We start from the raw sequence: 20,218 nt of genomic DNA, 5'->3' as shown, positions 1-20,218 counted from the left end.
TTGAGCGAATTTTGCTTAAACGCTTTTTTTATGTCCAAAGGAACACCCGACAAACTGGATATCTATCGCTCTTACCTGATTGATGAGCAGCCCTTGAATGATACCCAGCAACGTATGCTGGAACAGTATCGACGTGCTTTTGCCCTACTCAGTGCCGGCTATTTTCTCCAGCAAGCTGTCAAGATCCTGATTTCAGAAACCAGGCTATCCATGCCTCAGTGTTACCAGATCGTTCGTGAATCCCTGCAGCTTTTTGGCAACATTATCGATTCAGATAAAGAAGGCTTACGAGCTGTTCAGATTGAACGTCTCAAGCAACTGTCCAGGAAAGCAGAAAAAGCAGGTGATTTTAAAGCAGCTGCTCGCCTGGAGGACCAGGCCAGTAAACTCATGAAATTATTTGAAGACAAAATGGATTTGCTCAATCCGGCAGACTTCAAAAAGCCTACTACAGTCATCTTTACCAATGATCCGAAAATACTGGAACGGCAGCAAAAAGAGAATACATCCATTCAGGATACTGATTTTGAAGAAATAACCGATCTGGAGTGATGGGAGTAAAACAAGTTTATGTTAATGAGAAACAGACCTTGTTTCTCAATCATACAGCCAAGCGAAAAACCTTTGTGGGTGGCCGGGGATCGGGAAAAACAACCACATTAGGCTTTGAAAGCTATTTGTGTTATGAGCATCTGCCCAGAGCTAAATTCTTCCTGGCAGGACTTACTTATAACCAGATCCTGAATAAAACACTTCCAGCTATGGAAGATGCCTGGAAAAGTCTGGGATTGTTGCCTTATGATCACAGACTTCGTGCAGGTCACTATGTGATAGGCAGACGGCCACCGGATTACTGGCCGATTCCTTTTCATGCTCCCAAAAAGTATGATACGGTGATTTCCTTTATCAATGGATTTGCCATTGAAATGTTGTCCCTGGATCGGGCAGATACAGCACGGGGAGGCTCCTTTGATGGAGGTTTTTGTGATGAATCCGGACTGATCAAACATGAAGTGATCAGTAAGGTGCTTCAACCCAGTATCCGGGGAAACATCCATCGGTTCTCTCATTACATGCACCAGAAGCTTTGTGATTTTACCTCAGTTCCCTGGATGGCTTCCGGACAGTGGGTGTTTGAGACCCAGGAGCATGCCAAAACCTATCCGGATCAGTTCCATTTTGTCGAATCTACTGCCTATGACAATATCCATGTGTTAGGCGAACGCTATATCCAAAACCTGAAGCTTCAATTACCTGATCTGGATTTTCGGGTAGAAGTAATGAATGAACGGATTAATAAACTGCCAAACTGTTTTTATCCTGCTTTTCAGGAAGGAAGGCATTTATATTATGAATCCTTTACCTATGATTATGATAAGCTGACAGGGCTCACGCATGTGAGTCATTCGGATGTAAATGCTAAAAAGCCACTGGATGTCTCGTTTGACTTCAATGCTGACTTTACCTGTTGTATCATAGGACAGGAACATGGTATGGAATACCGGATAGTCAATGCCTTATATGTAAAGCACTCAGATACCAACCTGGTTGATGCGCTACTGGATAAGCTCCTTGATACGTACAAGGATCATCCTACTCAACGAATCAATATCTATGGTGACAGGAATGGGAATGAGCGGAGTGCAGGATCTAATCAAACATTCTATGAGCAGATCATGGATAAGCTACGTAAGCATGGATGGAGCTGGACAATGAACGTAATCAACTCCTATCCTTCTCATCAGCTCAAGCATAGAGTACTCAATGCGATCCTGGCAGAAACTAACACCCGATTGCCAAGGGTGAGGATCAATCAGAACACATGCAAGTTCCTGATTCTATCTATCCAGAACAGTCCAATCAAAACAGACTGGAAGAAAGATAAAAAGGATGAGTCCCGACCTATTGACCAGGAGAGAGCCACTCACTTCTCCGATACCTTTGACTATCTGATTTACCGTCGCTATGCCAAGCTGTTAGGTTTGTCACTGGGTGGCGCAACCAAAGTACGATTCCTGAATTAGCAATTGATAAAGATCCTATTGCAATTGCCAGGGCAGGCTCAGTAACTCACTGAGAATGACCCTGGCAATTGCTTTTTACCCCTACCCAGACCCCCAGGCATATATTCGGGCAAAACCAGCGTGGCAATTGCCTTTACGCTACAGGGCGCGGGCGGGCGCGTGTGTGAAAGATAATCCATAAGAAAATAACTAGTCCTTTTCACCCCTAATTGACTCATTTACAAGGCTCATGCTAAAAAATAGACAATAATGGTTTTCTGGCTCGGATTCCGTCCTACTCTGTTGGCAATTGCCTGCCTAACATTGTCAAAAAATAGCAGCTATGAAATCCATTAAACTACATGTGGTACTGGCAGAAATTGACCAGGCTGTCCGGGATAACAAGCCTCATGAATTTTCCCTACAGTATATAAAAAAAGACGGGACTGCAGGAAAGAAAACACGTGTGAGAAAGTCAGGTACCAATCCAGCAAAGGGAAACCAGGCAGATAAATCAATTAGTACAGATCATGTTCTGTCAGATGATAAAGAGGAGACATCCAACTTTCGGTACAACATCAAAGAAAAAGGTATTCTCTTATTGCATGATGTAGTGAATGATCAGCCATTCTCCTTAAAAATTGCTTTGCTCACTCATTACAACGGTATTCGTATCAAGCACTAACCCTCTAAGCACTAATCCTTTTGTTTATCTATGAGTAATGTAGTTAAAATGGCAGACGGTTTCTGGGTGCTCAAGGATGCGCAAGCCGTTGTAACTTTCTCCGGAGGACAACCCATTGATACACTCAATGGAGGTAAACCTTTACAGAAAGGTAATCTGAAGGTAGCTCCCTGGGGAGCCAATAACCTACTGCCACAGCAAATGTTTCGGCTGGTATGGGAAAACCATCTCAAGCCCCAACTGATTCTTACAGCCAGGGACTTTCTGATCGGGAGCCGGATGGGTTTTTTCAGACGGATTATTGAAGGTCGGAAACATATCCTGGAACCCATTGAAGATCCGGAAAAGGAAGATTGGATGGAAGAAGTAGAAGCCGAAAAATACATGCGCCGGGCTGCCTATAACCTGGAGTATTTTGGCAATACCTATACAGCTTTTGGTCTGGATAAAACCCTGGGTATTGAATCGATGCAGTGTTTTGATGGAATCAATGTGAGGGCAGCTACCATGAATCCGAAAGTCGGCTATATAGAAAACTATATTATACATCCGGACTGGTCACAGTTTAAAGAAGCAGAAGCGCAGATCCTTCCAGCCTGGAACAAGAAAGACCCTTACAAATACAAACAGTTCCTTTACCATGGACGGGATGAAACACCCGGACAGATCTACTATGATCTGATGTCGTATTTCGGAACCCGCAAATGGACAGAGGTATCCAATGAGATCCCTAAGTTTCATATCTCAGGCTTAAAGAATGGCTATAACTTAAAGTATCACATCCGGATACCAGCCGATTACTTTGCTGATTGTGGGGATGAAGACGAGCAGGAAAAAGCCCGCACGGAGCTACTCGAACAAATGAACAAGTTTCTCTCAGGTGTGGAGAACGTAAATAAAGCCTTTGTCAGTGAATATGGAGTAGATCCTACCTCAGGGAAGGAGCTGCCAGGCTGGAAGATTGAATCCATAGATGACAAAATGGACAAGGCTGCTTATATCGAACTGGACAAACAGGCTAATACTGCCCATGCTTCAGGTCATGGCATAGATCCATCTCTGGCTGGTATTGATCAGAACTCCAAACTGGGTGGCTCCGGATCAGAGAAACGGATATCCTATCAGTTGCACATTGCGCTCAGGACACAAACCAAACGATCAATCCTACTCGAACCCTTCAATAAGGTCGCCAAAAAGATCCTGAACTGGGAGCGGGACATCTTTGTCGGGTTTGTCGATATGGATGTAACCACACTGGCAGATAATAAATCAGGTATGCAGCCTACCGTTAACCAGGCTCAATAAATCAGGATCAGTAAATACTAATACGATGGCACTCTTTAAGAACGTAGATGATATAAAACGCTTTCTGGCAGGCAATCAAAAGAACCTGAGCGAAAATACGATTATGCCCTTTGTCGAGCAGGCAGAGATCCGCTATATCATTCCGGTAATTGGGAATGAGTTCTTCACTGAGTTGGATGAGTACTATAATCCAGCCGAAGGCGATACACCAGAGGCAAATAGCAAACTGGATCTGGCAATTGCCAGGATTCAACGCTCCCTGGCTTATTATACCTTGCTGGATGCATTGCCATTCCTGAATGTAACCGTTGGCAATATTGGTGTACAGGAGTCCAACTCCGAGAAATCATCTCCCGTTCGTCAGTGGAGTTATGTCGAGCTGATCACTACTACAACTGAGAATGCAGATACATTTCTGGACAATGCACTGGAGTTCCTGGAAAAGAAAGCAGATGACTATACTACCTGGAAAGAATCGGATGCCTATACCCAAAGCAAAGAACTCTTTATCAATAATGCCAAAGAGCTCAGTAAATATCTGTTAACAAACAACTCACGCAGAGTCTATCTGGCTTTACGTCCCTTTATTGCCAGGGCTGAAGATCTGTATATAAAGCCTGCCATTGGAACAGAACTATTTGCAGAAATGAAGGCGTATGTGTTGGATTCTGAGCAGCCTGAACCCTATCAACCGATTGTTTACGGGCTTATCCAAAAGGCACTTGCTCAGCTTACCTTGTTTCTATCCATTCCGGAGGTACAGTTTGTGACTACTGGTTTTGGTTTAAAGCTGCAGGGACAAATGCTGGCAGCAGGAAATAAACTTACACCCGCTCTGGCTGACATAGGACCTATTAAGGAGAATGCCTGGCAGCTGGCAGATCGGTATTTAACTGAGCTGAAACGCTACCTGGATGAGAATGCGGCTACCATTGAAACCTACCAGAACAGTACAGTTTATAAAAGCACTACTCGCAGACGCTACCAGCTGCCAGACAACTCCAATTCTAACTCTTTTCGTGTCAAATGAAACTATTCCTATCTATTGGAAAAAACATGTCTGTGCATTCAGACAAAATCAGTCTGTCACTGATCTGGTTGTTTACCACATTAACAGGACTAATCGAACAATACATTTTTAAACCTGCAGGTGGTGTCTGGTTTCTATTTGCCATTTATCACATTGGCTTGTTTCTGGAATTATACTGGTTGCATAAACAGCACAAATTAAACTGGCAACTGACAAGAAAGAAAATAAAGACTGTAACAGGCTCTCTGTTTGGTGCTGTGCTCTTATTGTTTGTCGCCAGTGGTGTAGCTCGTTATACACCTATTGCTTTCTTTTGGATGCCGGACTTACTGATGACACTTTTGTTTACAGCGATTCTACTTACAATCGTTCGGTTTTCCTCTAAGCTGGAGATTCTTTCTCCACAAATAGCTGTCTTTCTTGAAAAGAAAATCAATCAATCTACCCAAAAATTAAATGAAAATGAACCTGTCTCTAATCCTGAAATTGATTCAGTGGATCAAAAATCACTGGAGCCTGATAACTCAACTAGTGAAGTCTCACATTGACTTTACCAAAATGTACACCTGGTGTCTGTTTATTCTGACACTGCTCTTCTTTTCCTTATTTCTGATTTTACGTCAGTATGATAAAGCAGAAGTAATCACTACTCAGGTGAAGGTACAGAGTGTTGAAAAGAAAATGGACTCTCTGACTATTGCTCAAAAGGTATCAGATCAAATGAAGCTGATACAAATGAAGCGCATTCAAAGGGAAAAGGCACAGCTGGAGGAAAAGGTAATCAGTCATGATGTGTTTATCAAACAGTTGAAAAATGATATCCAACATTTACGGAAGGATGAAAAGAATGCTTTGCACCGGATTGATGGAATGAGTGATGAAGAATTAATGCGTTACTTTAAATCTTTGCAGAAACTGGATAAACCTCAGTAACAATTATGAAAACGTTTTTTGTAATTTTAGGCTTTGGTTTCTTCACTTGCCTATCTTCAAGCGTATTTGCTCAAAATGTATTTGCTCAGGAAATTGATCTTACCCCAAAGCTTTATGGACCTAAAAATGCTCAGGATACGAGCCAGGTTATGTTTTGCTTTACAAAGGATCAGTTAAAAGAAATAGCCAGAATTACTACAAAAGGCTATTTCTCAGGGCAGACAGCTCAAAAACAGGAAAAGATCATTTCGCATCAGCAGGCAAATCTGTATGCAAAAGATCAGATTATTATCAATCAGAAGGAAGAGAAAAAGATATTGACTTCTCAGATTACAGCCCGTGATTCTACTATTGCCGGACAGCAGGACTTTATTGCTTTTCAGAAACAGCAGCTAAATGAACAGATGAAAAAGACATTGAAAGCTGAAAAGAAAGCAAAACGTACACGTACCTGGGCAGTGGTGGCAGCTGTAGTCATGTTCGTACTTGGAACCCAACTCTAATTTATATTCTAAGTTTCCATTACCATGATTGAATTAAAAATCTTTCAAAAGCCCTATAAGATCCCTTCTAACTGGAAGGAATGTAGTATTGAGCAGATCCGTAGAATACTGCCCACAGTACTGGGAGAAAACCCACTACCTGCACAGCGCATGTATGTACTGCAGGAGCTGATCAGTCCGGCTCTCTCTAAAAAGAAACTTAGAAAGCTGACCGATTTTGAAAGATTTGAATTATTGGAGCTGGTCCGCTGGTGCTGGAATACACCTATGGATGCCTGCCCGATTGAGTACTTTAGTTTTGAAGGGAAAGACTATTACCTGCCTTTGAAAGATTTTTCCCATATGTCAGCTATTGAGTTTGCTATGGGACATTTACACATGCAGATCTTTTTGAGAGGTAAGTATACGCACCTGGATAAACTGGTATCTACTATTTGCAGGCCTTTAGATCCAGGCAAAAATATAATGTCTCCGGATTTTGATGGTGAACGTAGAGAGAAGTATTCCACGCCTGCAGCGGATGTCCGGGCTGCCAGGTTTGAAAAATTGGATATCACCTATAAGATCATGGTGCTGCAGTACTTTATCAACCTGGAGAAATACATTTTCAAACAGTATGATGTATTTGATAAAAGCTCCACAAAAGAAGAACAGCCCAAAGGTGACTCAGCTGTATTATGGGTAAAAATGCTATTTGATATAGCGGAAACAGGTGTATTTGGGGATATTGATAAGGTATACCATACCGATATCCATACCATTTTATTTTATCTGCAAAAGAAAAAACAGGAGCGTCTGGCTTCGTAACACTATTGGTTCATTATGGAAAGTCCACAATTTTCTGATTTTATAGGCTATTTCCGCACCATTGCCAAAGAACATGTAGATATTAAATTCTTTGTGCATGGAGCCTCTGAACGGATAATCTCTCAATCCCGGTCTGAGTTGAAGTATCCCTGTTTATGGCTGGAAACACCTTCGATGCGCCTGGCTGATAACAATTCAGATGTGCAGGGATGGAGAGAAACAGCTTTTGTTGTTTTCAAAAATTCAGATACGGATGATTATGCCAAGCAGGATCAGATCTGGCAGGATACAGAAGTTATTGCTCTGGATATTATCAGCAGGCTTAGAAAAGAATCCCGTCAATTGCAATTCAAGATTGATCTGAACAGTATTTCGATTGATCCGATTCATACCATTTTTGTTGATAATGACTATGGCTGGAGAGTAGAGTTTCGGACGGATAAATCCATACCGATCTGTTATCATCCTGAAAAGTGGACTAATACCTAATTGCTGTTTCTATGCCATACAATTCCCTGGATCTTGTTTACAATCCCATTCGGCTCACTATCCCTTTCCCAACTGGTTATATAGCTCCTGAAAAGTTACGCTATCTGGCAGAGCTGTATATTCCGGATGCTCCGGATTCTACTACATTTATCAAACTGGCAGATCTGGAGACAACTCACAGACCAGCTAAAAATGGAGTGTACAAGGATGCTGAATTGTATATAGAAGACTTTTTAAAACGTCAGTTTACTAATCCTGTTCCGGATGGGACAGAAACCGCTGCAGCAGATCGCTTGGTTCGTATTTCAGGAGCAGTACTGCCTTACTATATCCGTTATAAAAGAGATCCACTTGATGCAGATTGGACTCAGCTTCAAACCCGCTATGCATTAGAGGCAGGTTTAGGATTTGAAGAATTTGCAGGCAATGTCTTTGTAACCGATGTGCTCCAGGCAACAAAGATGTTTCTTACCTGGCAACCTGTTACAAAGACTGTTCAGATTGATCAGCCCGAATACCTGGACTTTCTGACTAATTTTTCCGGATTAACTACACTTCACTTAAAAGTAAAGTCTTTCCAGGCAAATGGCACAAGTACTACAGAGACAAAAGCGACTGTTGGAGGTATCCAGGTTAATTCTATTTACCGTTGTGCTGTAGGTTTCACTCAGTTAGGTTTGGATGCATCAGTGACTAGATATGAAGTCTGGCTGGAAAACCAGATAGGTACAACCGTTTCTGAGGTTCGTAGCTTTCAACTTGACTCGCGTTACAGACGCAATCAGAAGTATATCCTTTTTCAAAATGGAATGGGAGGCTTTGATACGCTTTGTTTTACAGGTCGTAGTCAGAAAACGCTTTCGGTTACTTCGAGTCTGGTACAACGGTTTTTATCTGAAGATTATGCGGTCCGGGATGGAGAGTTTGAGATTAGTGAAGTTTCCGGAGAAAGTACCATTGAAATATCCACTGGCTTTGTTAGCCAAAAGTATTTTGCTTACTTCCAGGATTTCTTTTTGTCGGAAAGGATTTATCTGCTTGGCGCAAAAGGACCCGTTCCCTACTCGATCCAGACAAAGGATCTACTCTATGATATAGATGATGAGACCTTATTTGGTACGAAAGTCAAATTAAAAGCAGCCTATACCGTCAATCGGTATTCTACTATACCCACTATTACCTTTACGGCTACTCAAACCTATACAGCTACTTGTCCGGCTAATCAGACAGGAGCTTCCGTTACTAAATCTGCCACACAAACCAGTTTAATCAGCCAGGCCGACGCTGATCAGAAGGCGCTCGCCAAAGCCCAGGCATTAGCTGAGTCAGAACTGGTATGTAGTTTTAAACCAGAAGGAACCTATATCCGGGAAGATTGTAAACCCAATACCACCGAACGCTGGACAATCGTGGCCGATGGCAATGGAGGGGAAAAGTATGGTCAGCTCCTGGATGCACAGTCTACTTTGTGTGGCTATATTCCATCGCTGAGTTTCAATATTACCGATAGTACAGTAGCTGGTAAAGTAACGATTGATAATCTGATCGGTGGAGATCCCAATCAAAACTTTGAATGGAGCTTTAACAATCGTACCTGGACAGCTCTGCCAGGAGCCGGTGGCTATGGTAATCCACAAGTACTGAATTTACCGATCAGTGGGGCTTTGGTGATTTATGTTCGACGTGGATCTGCCAGCAAGTCTATATCAACTATTCTTCCTGATGGATATGTTTCTGGTTCCAATGGCATTCGTCTGACTTGCCAGCAGCCTGGAGTAAATCCATTTATCCAACCTAACCAGATTGCTATTACGGTTCTGCCTATGTCCGGCACTGCCCTGCCTGCTTTACCTTATTATGTTCATTACAAGGTGATGCGCAAAGTAGATAACAATGTTTTCCATAATGTGCTCATGGGACAAGATGTAATGCTGGTAAACGATCAGGGATATAATTACAATGTAGTCACACTGGATATACTGACTCCTGGAACTACGTATGTACTCTCGCTCCTGGCTGGTCCTACCGGATGGAATACACAAAGCTTTTCATTTACAACTTAAGCTATTGACCTTTTAAGCTGAGTATATGATCGAATTACGCATAGAGGGAACTACGGTTCCCTTTTCTTTAAATACATCGATTGCTTTGGATATCTCCAGCTCTGTATTTGATCTGGAAGTGGTTAAAGGCACTAAATCCTATCCATTCACTTTACCAGTAAGCAAAGAGACAGATTTGATTTTTGGAGGAATTAATAACCTGCAGTCAGCAGGTAGCTTGAGAAAGACATTTAAAGCGGAACTGTTCGCCCATGGCAGCCTGATTCTGAAAGGAAAGTTTAAACTCAATAAACCCACCAATAACAGTTATCCGGGATATCTGGTCTCTGCAGCTGGATCTTTGCAACAGGAAGTAGGAAAGAAAAGCCTACGCTCCCTGGATCTGGGTTCTACTTCGTTTGACAAGTTTTATGAGGAATCCCGTTTTTACTTTCTACAGCTTCCGGAAGCCAACACATGGACGGTTAATACAAAAGTTGATCTGTTTGTCAGTGTGGTGGATGGTTATTATGGCTCCTATTATTCCATGTTTGATGGTTCGGTGGAAAGTACATTGACAGGACTGGCCGCTCAACTCAATGCAGATCTGATTAATACAGGTGGACACATTTCCTATGTAAAAGGCAATACCATATCTGTGAGTATTGCAGGTTCCAAGCAGTTTAATATTCTGGGTAGTGGTATTTCGACAGCCGATATCAATACACCTACCTTAACAACAATCTACTCTTTTTATCCGGCTGAGCACAAACATGTCAATATTCGTAACACAGAGGACATTGTTTTTCCAGTTGTCAGTAATACAGCGTTCTATGAGGATGATGCTAACTTTAATGGGTTTATCAATGAGATTGTCCCTATCGGCTCCTCGCTAGACTCAGTTTTAACAACTTTGTATGGAGTTGGTCCACACTACCAGCAAAACAGCTCGGATGATCTGACGCGCTATTCAGCTGTCGCTATGCCGTTTTTGCACAAGGTACTCAATAGCATTTTTGCTTTGGCAGGATTTACTCCTTCCGGATTACTCTTATCCGATAGCCAGCTGCAGAAATTAATAGTTTATAATAACTATGCTCTGGATATGCAGGCAACCTATAGTGTTTTTGGTTTACGGGGTGCTATACCAGGAAAGGATTTTTGTCATTTTAAAGATATAGTCAACCATGCGCAGCAGCTTCCTGATATCACAGTTGGGGAGTTTTTAAATGCCATCCGGATTCCGTTCAACTTTGGATTCTTTTTTAATCTCAGATCTGGCAAAGTAGAACTGATTCCATTAAAAGATATTCTTTCCGCTCCTTGTGAACTGGATTGGACAGATAGAGTAGTACCTACCTGGAGCCAGGAGGCTGAAGATGAAAAGACATATACCTTTTCTTTTACGGAAGATTCCTCGGATAGTGCATTCAAAGATTCAGATACGACTGTTACGGCTCAACTGGCATCCTATACGTTGGCTTCCAGTGATTCCGATCAGGAGGATATCCAGACAGAAGGCATTGAATCCAAAGTAAGCCCATTGCCAGTAAAAACCATTGGCAGTAGACTGGTTCCCTATGCATTGCAGAAAGCAACCACTGTGTTATTTGGAGGAGTTAAAACAGATGCTCAACCTCGTTTACTCTTCTGGTATGGCATGAGTAACGATACACAGGGCAAACTATATCCCAAAGCTTCCAATGTTTCTCCAGATGGAAATTATAGTCTGCAATGGAATGGAGAGAAAGGTTTATACAATACCTTCTGGAAAGACTGGATTGCTTTTCAAAAGCGAAGCCGTCGCCTAGAGATACCTGTTACCCTTCGTCCGGAGGATCTGACCAGCCTGGATCTGAAAAAGAAAGTACACATTCGAGGCAACGATTATCTGATTGAAAATCTAAAGATCTCTGTTCCATTAAAAATCGGTAGTCCTGGAACGCTCACAGCCTGGAGAGTCTAAGATTGGAGAGTTTGAAATGAGTGGTACAGGCACATTTTATCTTCTAAAAAACAAAAAAAACGTAAAAATAAATTGATCGAATCCGTCCCAGGATTTGCCACTTTCGTCCTATAGCTAAACAAGAATAATCAATCCCATTTTTCCGTCCTACTTTGCCTCTCGCTGGCTGCCGAACTTTCGTGCATGGCAGATAGAATAACATCGGAAGAGCTCTCCCGGATACTCAATGAGGAGCTAACCTATTACCGGACCTATGCATTAAACAGGCTTTCGGAATCGATGCGCAAAGCAGGTGTGATCCTCTCCGGAGAAACACTCAAAAGCTTGCATGCTGAAGTGCTCCAGGCTTCACAGAACAATGTGGCCAGACTACTTTTATATTTCAACGAGTCTGGCAGGATACGGGAAATGCGTAATCTCACCTATCGGCAATTGCCACCTCAAAGTGAAATCGAAGCGTTTGTTCGCAAAGTAGGGGTAAGCAATTTCCGTTATGTGCCAGGCTATAAGTTTGGCCACATTCCCACAGAAGACATTGCAGTCAGACGCATTGCCTGGGGAATCCGCATAGCTAAACGCAGAGAGAACACCACTAAGCCCAAAAAGTGGTATGCCAAAACTTTCTATTCCAGCCTGAATGTATTAGTCGATAACATCATAACCCGATACCAACAGACAACCGGACAAGTAATCGGTGGCAGTATCCGGGATGGTTTTTAATCTACAACAATAGTAAGCTATAACTATGGCAAACGTAAGACAGGATAATGTCCAGGTCAATCTGCAGATCATGGGTCAGGAGGCGAAAACCGAACTGGACAACTTGCAGCGAAAAGCAGATCTGGTCAACCAGGAACTCAAAACCATGAAAAAAGGCAGTGAGGAGTTCATTGCCAAGCAGAAGGAATTGAATAAGGTCAATGCTGACATGGAAAAACTCCGGAAGGAGTATGGAATCATGGGCATGAACCTGCAGCAACTGGATCGGTATGCAGCTCAGCTGGCCAGAGATTTAAAAACACTCACACCAGGTACAGAAAGTTTTATCAATAAAGCCAAGGAGTTCGACCAGGTAAAGAAACGAATAGCCGATGTCAATGCAGAAATCAAAGGAATCAATGACAATCTGAATCCTAGTGGTTTTCTGCAAAAAGGGTTTACCAGTCTTAAAAACATGGTAGGACAGCTGGGTCCTGCTATGCTTGCAGCTTTTTCCATCACAGCCATCATTGAATTTGGAAAAGCAATCTATAATGTTACTTCAGAGTTTCAGCGACTGGAAACTGTACTGGCAACCACATTAGGATCGAAGGGACTGGCAAAAGCGGCTATGGCTGAGATCAAGGATCTGGCAGCAACTACTCCGATGTCCGTTCAGGAATGGACAGATTCCTATGTCAAACTCATAAACCGAGGCATTACTCCAACTCGTGAGCAGCTGGTAGCACTGGGAGATACAGCCTCCAGTCAGGGAAAATCACTGGATCAATATATTGAAGCATTCCTGGATGCTCAGACTGGAGAGTTTGAACGGCTCAAAGAATTTGGTATTAAAGCCAGTAAGAGCGGTGATCAGGTTACATTTTCCTTTAAAAATCAGACTGCAGTAGTTAAAAATAACTCAGAAGCTATTTCTGAATACTTGTATGGATTAGGAGAAATGCCTGGTGTTTTAGGTGGCATGGCTAACCAGGCCGAAACGGCTTCTGGTAAAGTTTCCAACTTAGGTGATTCCTGGGACAATTTGCTCAATACCTTAGGTAGTGGCAAAACGGGTTTGTTTGGTGCAGTGATTGAATTTTTGGCTGATATGGTCAATATGGCTAACAAAGCTTTTATGTCTATAGAACAGATCAAAGAGAGTGTGGCAGCTAGTACGCTTAATACAGAGTTAAAGGCTGATATGGAGGAAATCAACTTTATCGCCAAAGGTCTTATGGAGTTGGGCAACACGGCAAGCCAGGCTCAGATCAAGGCTGCTGAAAGTGTCAAACAATCTATTGCAGGTACACTTAAATCAAGTCAGAATCTTACTGAACAGGAAAAGACCTCTATTAATGACCGGATAATAGCTTTAGATGACTATATCAAAAAACAGAAAGAAGCAGCCAAGCCAAAACCTATTGATCCAAAAGATGCAGAAAAGGCAGCCAAAGACGCTGACAAACTCCGGAAAGAACAGGAAAAAGCAGAAGCGGATTCTATCAAAAGACTTCAGGATTTATGGGTGGCAGCCATCAAAGATGATGAGCAAAGGGAGATTGCTCAGGCAGCTCTCAGAGCCAGACGGGAAGTAGAAGGAGTAGAACAAAGTAAAGCATCAGCTAATACTAAAAAGGAACTGATTACAACCATTGAGGAAAGTCTGCAATCTGAAGTATCCAAGATCCAGGATAAGTATAAAGAAAAACGTCGTAAATCCGATGAAGACTTTGCCAAAGAGTATGATGATCGTAGACGTAGAGCTATGCTGGCCAGTGCAGACGTCGATTTGGTACAGGCACAATTAGTAGCAGATCAACAGGATAAAATACGAAGTAAAAAATGGATTCTGACATCTAAGGATCGGGCAAATTATGAGGCAGAGCAGCAGGTGATTTTGGATATGCAGATCAAACGGCTGGAAACCCAAAAGCAAATAGAATTAGAAAACAAGAATCTTACTGAAAGTGAGAAACAGCTAATTGAAGCTGAGTTCATCATCCAGAAAGGAGATTTAGAAAGGCAAGCTATTGATGAAAGAGCAGCCTATGAACTACAAAAACGCCAGGAAGTACAACAAGCTTTAATCAATATTGCTCAGACAGGATTACAGTCAATTTCTGATTTTGCGGGAATTAGTGCACAAAAGGAAATCAAAGCTGCAGAGAATACCAAGAACCAAAAGGTAAATGCTCTAAAGTTTGAGTTGAACGCCAAACGCCTAAACCAGGATCAATATAATGCTGCTGTTCAGGCTGCTGAAGCGGAAACGGAAAAGAAAACTACTGAGATTAAAAGACGCCAGGCACGTATCGATAAGCAGGTAAAGTTAGGTGAAGCTATTATTAATACAGCTGTTGCCGTTACTGCAGCTATGGCAAAACCTGCTATTCCTCCGTTTCCTTCAGCCATTGCAGCGGGTGTAATTGGTGCTTTACAGATTGCCAAAGTAGCATCGACTCCATTGCAATATGCGAAGGGTGGTAAAATTAATGCGACAGCTGGTATTCCTTCAGCTGGCCAGCTTCATAGTAATGGAGGAATCAAAATGATTGATGGAGCAACTGGTGAACACCTGGGAGAATGGGAACGTGGTGAGCCTTATATGATATTATCCAGGAATACATATGCCAATAATCGTGAGATTGTCGATTCTTTATTGCACAGCAGTTTATACCGGAATGGAGCTCCTATTGTGAGCCGTAGATTTGAGGATGGAGGGATTATAACTACAGGCTCTGCTTCAGGTGCTCTTTCTTCCAACAATCAATCAAGCGCATCAGCTCCGGATCTGACTGGACAGATGATCACCTTACTTCAGGATATTAGTATAGGAGTAAGAAACTTTCCAACACTTCTCAAAGCCTATACAGTTCTTTCAGAACATAATGCAATGCAACAATTGCAGAATGAGATAGACACTGAGAGTTCTTTTGGATAACAATAAAACTCAAGGCAAAGAAATGTATATAATATCATATTCTTTGCCTTGAGTTTTATTCTCTCACTATGTAATTAAGCCTTAATTGATGGTAGCTTGGTTTCACATAGTTTTCTTACTTTTTCCAAAAAATCATATAAGTCTGTACCCAAGATGTCGTCTAAAGACATTTGTCGTACAATATTTCGATTACTCTTCTTGCAATCCCAGTTAATCTGTTTTTCCAGTTTTTTATCAGGATCAATTGTAGACAAATCTGAAGGAATACGCTCCCCTAATTCTTTTCTTAAAGCTTCAAGTGTAAAATAATTTTCAATACTATATCTTTTTAATCTATGGGCATCGATCTTAACCACTTGGCAATTTTCAATAAATGCTTTTCGCTTATCATCACTTCCAGGATCATTATCAACTAAAGCAATTACTGTTGCTGATTCAGAAAAAACCTTTAAATCTTGTTTATCCATTATATCTCCTCCTAATGCCCATATCTTAATATTATATTTTCCCCATATATCCATTTTTGTTAAGAAATCTTCCAATACAGGTTTATCACTTGGTCCTTCTACTAAGATAATTAAGTCCGCAACTAAGTTATCAAATACGGAGTATCCTAAATCTTGGAGTAAGATTGCTTTATTGGTAGTATCTTTCAACTTTAGACCTCCATCTTCAATAGAGGTATGAAATATTCTATCAACAAAATTACTATCTAGAAACACATTAGAATGTGTAGTGATAAAGAATTGTTTATCCTTTAATCGATTAAAATATCCTAGCAATTTACGTTGCACCTCTGCATGTAAATGACTTTCAGGCTCTTCCAGAAGAATAATATGAGAATCAAGAAGTATAATATAAGAAAGAATGACAAGTAGATCTCTTAATCCCAAGCTAGCTCTATCAGCATAATACCAATTTGGATCTGCTACTGTATTTGAAGAAAAAACTAAGTGTAATGATAACTGCTTTTGTGCATTATCACGTGCAAAATAGTTTACATCAAAATTATAGCCTCCTGATACTTCAGAAAACACTTGTATTAATAAAATATATCTTTTATACAAATAATTATTTGTAGGTTGATTTTTGGCATAAAATAAATAATAGATTAAATCGTTTCCCTTTGAAAAATTGAATGTGGAAGGAATTGAATTTACTAGATTAGCACTAATCTCAGGTTCTCTTTTAGATGGAATCATTAAAAAAGTATGAGAAGTACCTATAGGTATAGTTAAAAATACTTGCTTTAACAAGTTAAATCTGAACATGTCAAAAGGACTATTAGCAAATATTAGTTCAATACTTACTCCTGAGTTTAGAGATTGTTGACTTGATCGGTCAAGAGGTAAAAACCCACATAACCTACTTATCTCATTATAAAAATCGTAAAAATTTTCTTCTCCAGTTTGAATAGATACATAACTGATATCTGCCTTTTTGAGATTTTCAATCAATTCTGGAACTATATTATTGTAAATGGTAGATCCTTTTCTATGTTCCTCTTTAGAATGGAATAGTATACTTGAACTAAGTTCCTCAATTGGAATCTGAAGTGTCATTTGTTGGAGTTTCTCAACATTTTGGATAGCCTCAAGTAATGTTGATTTTCCAGAATTGTTTTTTCCACAAATAACATTAATATGCTTAAGCTCATCTAATACACATACTTTTTTAAAGAGCCCTCTATCTACAATACTAATTTTCTCAATAGAAATCATTTGAGTTAGTCAATTTGGGTGGTAAACATAGTTAATAAGTGATATAAGAAAAATACAATGCTTTTTTTATGATTTTTTGCCTATGCCGGATAGGACATAAAAGAGGGACGTAAAATAACACCTCTTATGTTAAGAAATTTTTCTAAGGAAAAACTAAACTCGTTAGTAAGCTTGTTCCATTGTGGGGTATAGGGCAAATAACGGGTTAGTGCAATTTACTTTATTGCTGAAATTCCTCTCAATACTTTACTCTGTTGCTGAAATGAAGATAGGAGCAGTATGTAATTTCCTTTCTTTCATCTCTTCTTCACTTATTAAAGACTCTTTCCAATATTCTCTTATAGTTTTACTACTGCCTAAACATCTAACATATAGGTTTAAAGCTAAGGGAGAAGGTGTAATAACTGCTTCTACAACTTCAGTATTTGCAACAAATCCAGCTACCAAACCATGAATTAATTTAATAGAGCTTAAATGATCCATATCTCTATCAAGTCGATAAATATCATTAATTCCAGTTATCTCATGTAGTTTTTGAAGATCTACTTTCAATTCTGTTGACATTACAAAGCCAGTTGGATAAAGTACTTTTATAGAATGTTCACAAGCATATTTTAAAATTCTGGATTGAACTACTGTAAGTTGCTTTAGTAAATCCACAAAAATTATATTTTGATCATCTTCTCCGGAATCTGTACAAGAGGAAGCAAAAAGCCCTGCCCATAACTCTTGTACTTCATCCTTTTCCTCTAACGATGCATTTTCCATAATAGCTAAAGTTACTTTTGGATTTGCCTTAATTTGCAATTCTCCATCAGTATACTCAAGCTTTCCATTTGCCTTTTGAAGCATTTTTAAAATATTCATTAGCCTCCAACGACGTATTTGATCTTTGGCTAGATAGCCTAGCTCTTCGAATGCGGGCTTACAAACAATAGAGATAGCAGTTAAAAACTTTTCTGTAATTGATTCAGCTGCGTTTGCTATAGGTTGTAATCCTAGTAAATCAGTAATAGCTTTCTGGTCCATCTTTTATTTTGTTGGATTGACTTCTTTTTAAATATATAATTACTACACTTTATGCTACACAGATATTAATTAGTTTGTGATTTAACAGCATCTTCCAGTGCAGTTACTAGGGTGTACATTTCATCATAAGTAAAATTTATTGTAAAAGGCATAAGAACAGTATGAAGAACATCATTTGGCAAGAACTGTGTTAAAGAAGGTGTAACAATAACCTCATCAATATATGGTACATCTTTGTTTACTTGAACCTTATGTACTACCTCATCTAAAGTTGTAAAACCTGCCTTAGCCAATGCCTCTCCTGTAATTTGAAATATGCGATAACCAACTACTTCATTCTGAAGAATATCTTCAAATATAATCTCAGGATAGAAATGCTTTGGACTAATAGTTTCATAATATCCGAGTGGGATATTCTTTATAAGCTTATAAAAAGCTATTAAACTTAAACTTTCTTTAGTATTGCTGTTTGCATTCCATTTGTTTCCAAGTGGGGATAAGGCATTCAAAAAGAAAATAGCTTGTTCTTGAGTAGAGAGCTGAGAACGTAGCACTTTAATATACCTGTACTTATCTGTATCACTTAGAAGTGAAGAATCCTGATTATCTATATATGTTACAATTTGAAACAATGTCCTATAATAATGACCTAATCGGGATTGATGGCCACCATATAAACCCCTTTGTAATCTGATCATAAATAGACCCTGCTCTTTGATAGGCGAGCTCCCTTGAGAAAAACCATGAGCAGCTAAATTTTCAAAAAAATAATTGTCAGAAATGAATGCTCGTAATACATGAAGCCTTAGTTCCTGCGTTTTAGGTTCAATACCAAAGAAAATTATATTATAAGTAGCTCTAATACAATCTAATATCCACTCTGTATTACTTTTTCTAGATTTTTCAAACGAATAATGTTTGGTGATATATTCGTAGACATAATCAAATTCCACCTTAATCCGATTAAAAACGTCTTTCCCTTCAAATTTTTGATTAGGAATCGACCTATTTCCAATCACGTCTCCATCAACTGCATAAGACATTTTTTCTACATTACTTGTATGCAATGCGAGTAATTCAAAAAATCTGGATTCAATTTGTTGTATTTGAAAGAGTCTTCGTTGCTCTTTTTGCTCTTCCGAAAAAAGCTTACGTTGTTCTTCTTGTTCTTCCGAAAAAAGATTGCGTTGTTCTTTTTGTTGTTCTGCCAATATTGCTCGCTGTTCGCTTAAGGTCTCAAAAAGGAGAATGACTCCTACTAGTGAGAATATTGTTCCTACTACGCCTCCCATTATATCACCAAATTGGCCCCATATAGCAGGATCTATCATGTACTCTGATTTTACATCTGGAGTCTTTTGTAAAAAGACTCCTAGAAAGACTCCAGAGCAAATCACACCAACTACTATGAGAATAGCAGATATAAAGTAATAAACCTTTCTCATTACCACTCAGAGTCCTTGGTGGAAATCATTGCTTTTTTCAGCTCTTCAACAATAGCTTTCATTCTCTTATCAAGATCCTCCTTCATAGTTTTCCATTGTTTAGTATTTGGAGCACTCATCCCTCCAGCTCCCTTCTCGCCTTCTACTGGTCCCATTGAGACAGTTCCATTTCCTCCAGTTCCATCATGGGTAAAATCTGTAAACTCATATCTAAATTTTCCATCTTTAAAACTAAGGGTAAGAGTATGTCTAAAGTATCCTGCATCCCAATCTTTACCCATTGAATGAAGATAGCTTTTGGTTGTTCCCTTGGCTATAATCTTTCCAGCTTCCTTATCATTCATCTGAATTACATCATTTGCAGACTTATAAGTTTTGGCCAGCCATTCATTTGCTTTTGCATGCAATTGATCTTTTGTCATTCCTGGAACTTCAACAACTTCCGTATAGGACACTTTATTAGTTGTTGGATCGATTGGTAGGGTAACTTGTGCAAAAAGGGAGAAAGAAGAAATGAGTAGTAAAGCAATTGAAACTAATGTTTTCATTTAAAGTACAGATTGATACAGAATAAATAATTAGATATTTATAAAAAAATGGTTTGTAGCCGTGAAAAA

Annotated in this window: 18 protein-coding genes; 14 read left to right on the top strand and 4 right to left on the bottom strand. The window is 39.9% G+C overall.

Annotated features, from left to right (window positions below; genetic code table 11):
• Window positions 1-30 precede the first annotated feature (30 nt).
• The 14 genes from QNI15_RS09970 (at window position 31) to QNI15_RS09905 (ending at window position 15,406) form a co-directional block, all read left to right on the top strand.
• On the top strand, window positions 31-552 hold the full coding sequence (locus QNI15_RS09970; RefSeq protein WP_314031601.1) for a hypothetical protein: 522 nt from the start codon (window positions 31-33) through the stop codon (window positions 550-552).
• Window positions 552-2,024, top strand: a complete 1,473-nt coding sequence (locus tag QNI15_RS09965) for a hypothetical protein (RefSeq protein WP_314031600.1) — start codon at window positions 552-554, stop codon at window positions 2,022-2,024. The genes QNI15_RS09970 and QNI15_RS09965 overlap by 1 nt, the downstream gene beginning before the upstream one ends.
• A gap of 322 nt (window positions 2,025-2,346) precedes the next feature.
• On the top strand, window positions 2,347-2,688 hold the full coding sequence (locus QNI15_RS09960) for a hypothetical protein (RefSeq protein WP_314031599.1): 342 nt from the start codon (window positions 2,347-2,349) through the stop codon (window positions 2,686-2,688).
• A gap of 30 nt (window positions 2,689-2,718) precedes the next feature.
• The gene (locus tag QNI15_RS09955; RefSeq protein ID WP_314031598.1) at window positions 2,719-3,993 is read left to right on the top strand and encodes a hypothetical protein; all 1,275 of its coding nucleotides are present in this window, start codon (window positions 2,719-2,721) and stop codon (window positions 3,991-3,993) included.
• A gap of 25 nt (window positions 3,994-4,018) precedes the next feature.
• Entirely contained in the window at window positions 4,019-5,023 is a 1,005-nt protein-coding gene (locus QNI15_RS09950) for a DUF6712 family protein (protein ID WP_314031597.1), read from the top strand.
• Between the two features lie 26 nt (window positions 5,024-5,049).
• The gene (locus QNI15_RS09945) at window positions 5,050-5,571 is read left to right on the top strand and encodes a hypothetical protein (protein WP_314031596.1); all 522 of its coding nucleotides are present in this window, start codon (window positions 5,050-5,052) and stop codon (window positions 5,569-5,571) included.
• Window positions 5,555-5,956, top strand: a complete 402-nt coding sequence (locus tag QNI15_RS09940) for a hypothetical protein (protein WP_314031594.1) — start codon at window positions 5,555-5,557, stop codon at window positions 5,954-5,956. The genes QNI15_RS09945 and QNI15_RS09940 overlap by 17 nt, the downstream gene beginning before the upstream one ends.
• Window positions 5,957-5,961: 5 nt before the next feature.
• On the top strand, window positions 5,962-6,459 hold the full coding sequence (locus QNI15_RS09935) for a hypothetical protein (RefSeq protein WP_314031593.1): 498 nt from the start codon (window positions 5,962-5,964) through the stop codon (window positions 6,457-6,459).
• A gap of 24 nt (window positions 6,460-6,483) precedes the next feature.
• Window positions 6,484-7,266 (top strand): hypothetical protein, encoded by a 783-nt coding sequence (locus QNI15_RS09930; RefSeq protein ID WP_314031592.1) that lies wholly within the window; start codon window positions 6,484-6,486, stop codon window positions 7,264-7,266.
• A 15-nt stretch (window positions 7,267-7,281) separates the two neighbouring features.
• Window positions 7,282-7,755, top strand: coding sequence for a hypothetical protein (locus QNI15_RS09925; RefSeq protein ID WP_314031590.1), 474 nt, complete (start codon window positions 7,282-7,284; stop codon window positions 7,753-7,755).
• Window positions 7,756-7,766: 11 nt separating this feature from the next.
• A complete protein-coding gene (locus QNI15_RS09920; RefSeq protein WP_314031588.1) occupies window positions 7,767-9,818 on the top strand; it encodes a DUF5977 domain-containing protein in 2,052 nt (683 codons plus the stop codon).
• Between the two features lie 25 nt (window positions 9,819-9,843).
• Window positions 9,844-11,763, top strand: coding sequence for a hypothetical protein (locus QNI15_RS09915; RefSeq protein ID WP_314031587.1), 1,920 nt, complete (start codon window positions 9,844-9,846; stop codon window positions 11,761-11,763).
• Window positions 11,764-11,946: 183 nt separating this feature from the next.
• The gene (locus tag QNI15_RS09910) at window positions 11,947-12,483 is read left to right on the top strand and encodes a hypothetical protein (RefSeq protein WP_314031585.1); all 537 of its coding nucleotides are present in this window, start codon (window positions 11,947-11,949) and stop codon (window positions 12,481-12,483) included.
• Between the two features lie 25 nt (window positions 12,484-12,508).
• A complete protein-coding gene (locus tag QNI15_RS09905; protein ID WP_314031584.1) occupies window positions 12,509-15,406 on the top strand; it encodes a hypothetical protein in 2,898 nt (965 codons plus the stop codon).
• 74 nt (window positions 15,407-15,480) lie between these two features.
• On the opposite strand, the gene QNI15_RS09900 is transcribed toward QNI15_RS09905, so the two are convergent.
• The 4 genes from QNI15_RS09900 to QNI15_RS09885 form a co-directional block, all read right to left on the bottom strand.
• Window positions 15,481-17,127: an ATP-dependent nuclease gene (locus QNI15_RS09900; protein WP_314031583.1), complete on the bottom strand. Its 1,647-nt coding sequence runs from the start codon at window positions 17,125-17,127 to the stop codon at window positions 15,481-15,483.
• 246 nt (window positions 17,128-17,373) lie between these two features.
• Window positions 17,374-18,156, bottom strand: coding sequence for an Abi-alpha family protein (locus tag QNI15_RS09895; RefSeq protein ID WP_314031582.1), 783 nt, complete (start codon window positions 18,154-18,156; stop codon window positions 17,374-17,376).
• Window positions 18,157-18,221: 65 nt separating this feature from the next.
• Window positions 18,222-19,601: a putative phage abortive infection protein gene (locus QNI15_RS09890; protein ID WP_314031581.1), complete on the bottom strand. Its 1,380-nt coding sequence runs from the start codon at window positions 19,599-19,601 to the stop codon at window positions 18,222-18,224.
• Window positions 19,601-20,149, bottom strand: coding sequence for a DUF4468 domain-containing protein (locus tag QNI15_RS09885; RefSeq protein WP_314031579.1), 549 nt, complete (start codon window positions 20,147-20,149; stop codon window positions 19,601-19,603). Before QNI15_RS09885 ends, QNI15_RS09890 begins: the two co-directional genes overlap by 1 nt.
• Between the last annotated feature and the right edge of the window lie 69 nt (window positions 20,150-20,218).

This window comes from Xanthocytophaga flava, from assembly GCF_030068545.1.
Classification (GTDB): domain Bacteria; phylum Bacteroidota; class Bacteroidia; order Cytophagales; family 172606-1; genus Xanthocytophaga; species Xanthocytophaga flava.
Note: the sequence above shows the minus strand (reverse complement) of the source record. Positions and strands in the feature narration are given on the sequence as shown.

Coding starts and splice junctions, on each gene's coding strand:
- QNI15_RS09970 (WP_314031601.1), top strand. CDS start 31: ATGTCCAAAGGAACACCCGACAAACTGGATATCTATCGCTCTTACCTG.
- QNI15_RS09965 (WP_314031600.1), top strand. CDS start 552: ATGGGAGTAAAACAAGTTTATGTTAATGAGAAACAGACCTTGTTTCTC.
- QNI15_RS09960 (WP_314031599.1), top strand. CDS start 2,347: ATGAAATCCATTAAACTACATGTGGTACTGGCAGAAATTGACCAGGCT.
- QNI15_RS09955 (WP_314031598.1), top strand. CDS start 2,719: ATGAGTAATGTAGTTAAAATGGCAGACGGTTTCTGGGTGCTCAAGGAT.
- QNI15_RS09950 (WP_314031597.1), top strand. CDS start 4,019: ATGGCACTCTTTAAGAACGTAGATGATATAAAACGCTTTCTGGCAGGC.
- QNI15_RS09945 (WP_314031596.1), top strand. CDS start 5,050: ATGTCTGTGCATTCAGACAAAATCAGTCTGTCACTGATCTGGTTGTTT.
- QNI15_RS09935 (WP_314031593.1), top strand. CDS start 5,962: ATGAAAACGTTTTTTGTAATTTTAGGCTTTGGTTTCTTCACTTGCCTA.
- QNI15_RS09930 (WP_314031592.1), top strand. CDS start 6,484: ATGATTGAATTAAAAATCTTTCAAAAGCCCTATAAGATCCCTTCTAAC.
- QNI15_RS09925 (WP_314031590.1), top strand. CDS start 7,282: ATGGAAAGTCCACAATTTTCTGATTTTATAGGCTATTTCCGCACCATT.
- QNI15_RS09920 (WP_314031588.1), top strand. CDS start 7,767: ATGCCATACAATTCCCTGGATCTTGTTTACAATCCCATTCGGCTCACT.
- QNI15_RS09915 (WP_314031587.1), top strand. CDS start 9,844: ATGATCGAATTACGCATAGAGGGAACTACGGTTCCCTTTTCTTTAAAT.
- QNI15_RS09910 (WP_314031585.1), top strand. CDS start 11,947: ATGGCAGATAGAATAACATCGGAAGAGCTCTCCCGGATACTCAATGAG.
- QNI15_RS09905 (WP_314031584.1), top strand. CDS start 12,509: ATGGCAAACGTAAGACAGGATAATGTCCAGGTCAATCTGCAGATCATG.
- QNI15_RS09900 (WP_314031583.1), bottom strand. CDS start 17,127: ATGATTTCTATTGAGAAAATTAGTATTGTAGATAGAGGGCTCTTTAAA.
- QNI15_RS09895 (WP_314031582.1), bottom strand. CDS start 18,156: ATGGACCAGAAAGCTATTACTGATTTACTAGGATTACAACCTATAGCA.
- QNI15_RS09890 (WP_314031581.1), bottom strand. CDS start 19,601: ATGAGAAAGGTTTATTACTTTATATCTGCTATTCTCATAGTAGTTGGT.
- QNI15_RS09885 (WP_314031579.1), bottom strand. CDS start 20,149: ATGAAAACATTAGTTTCAATTGCTTTACTACTCATTTCTTCTTTCTCC.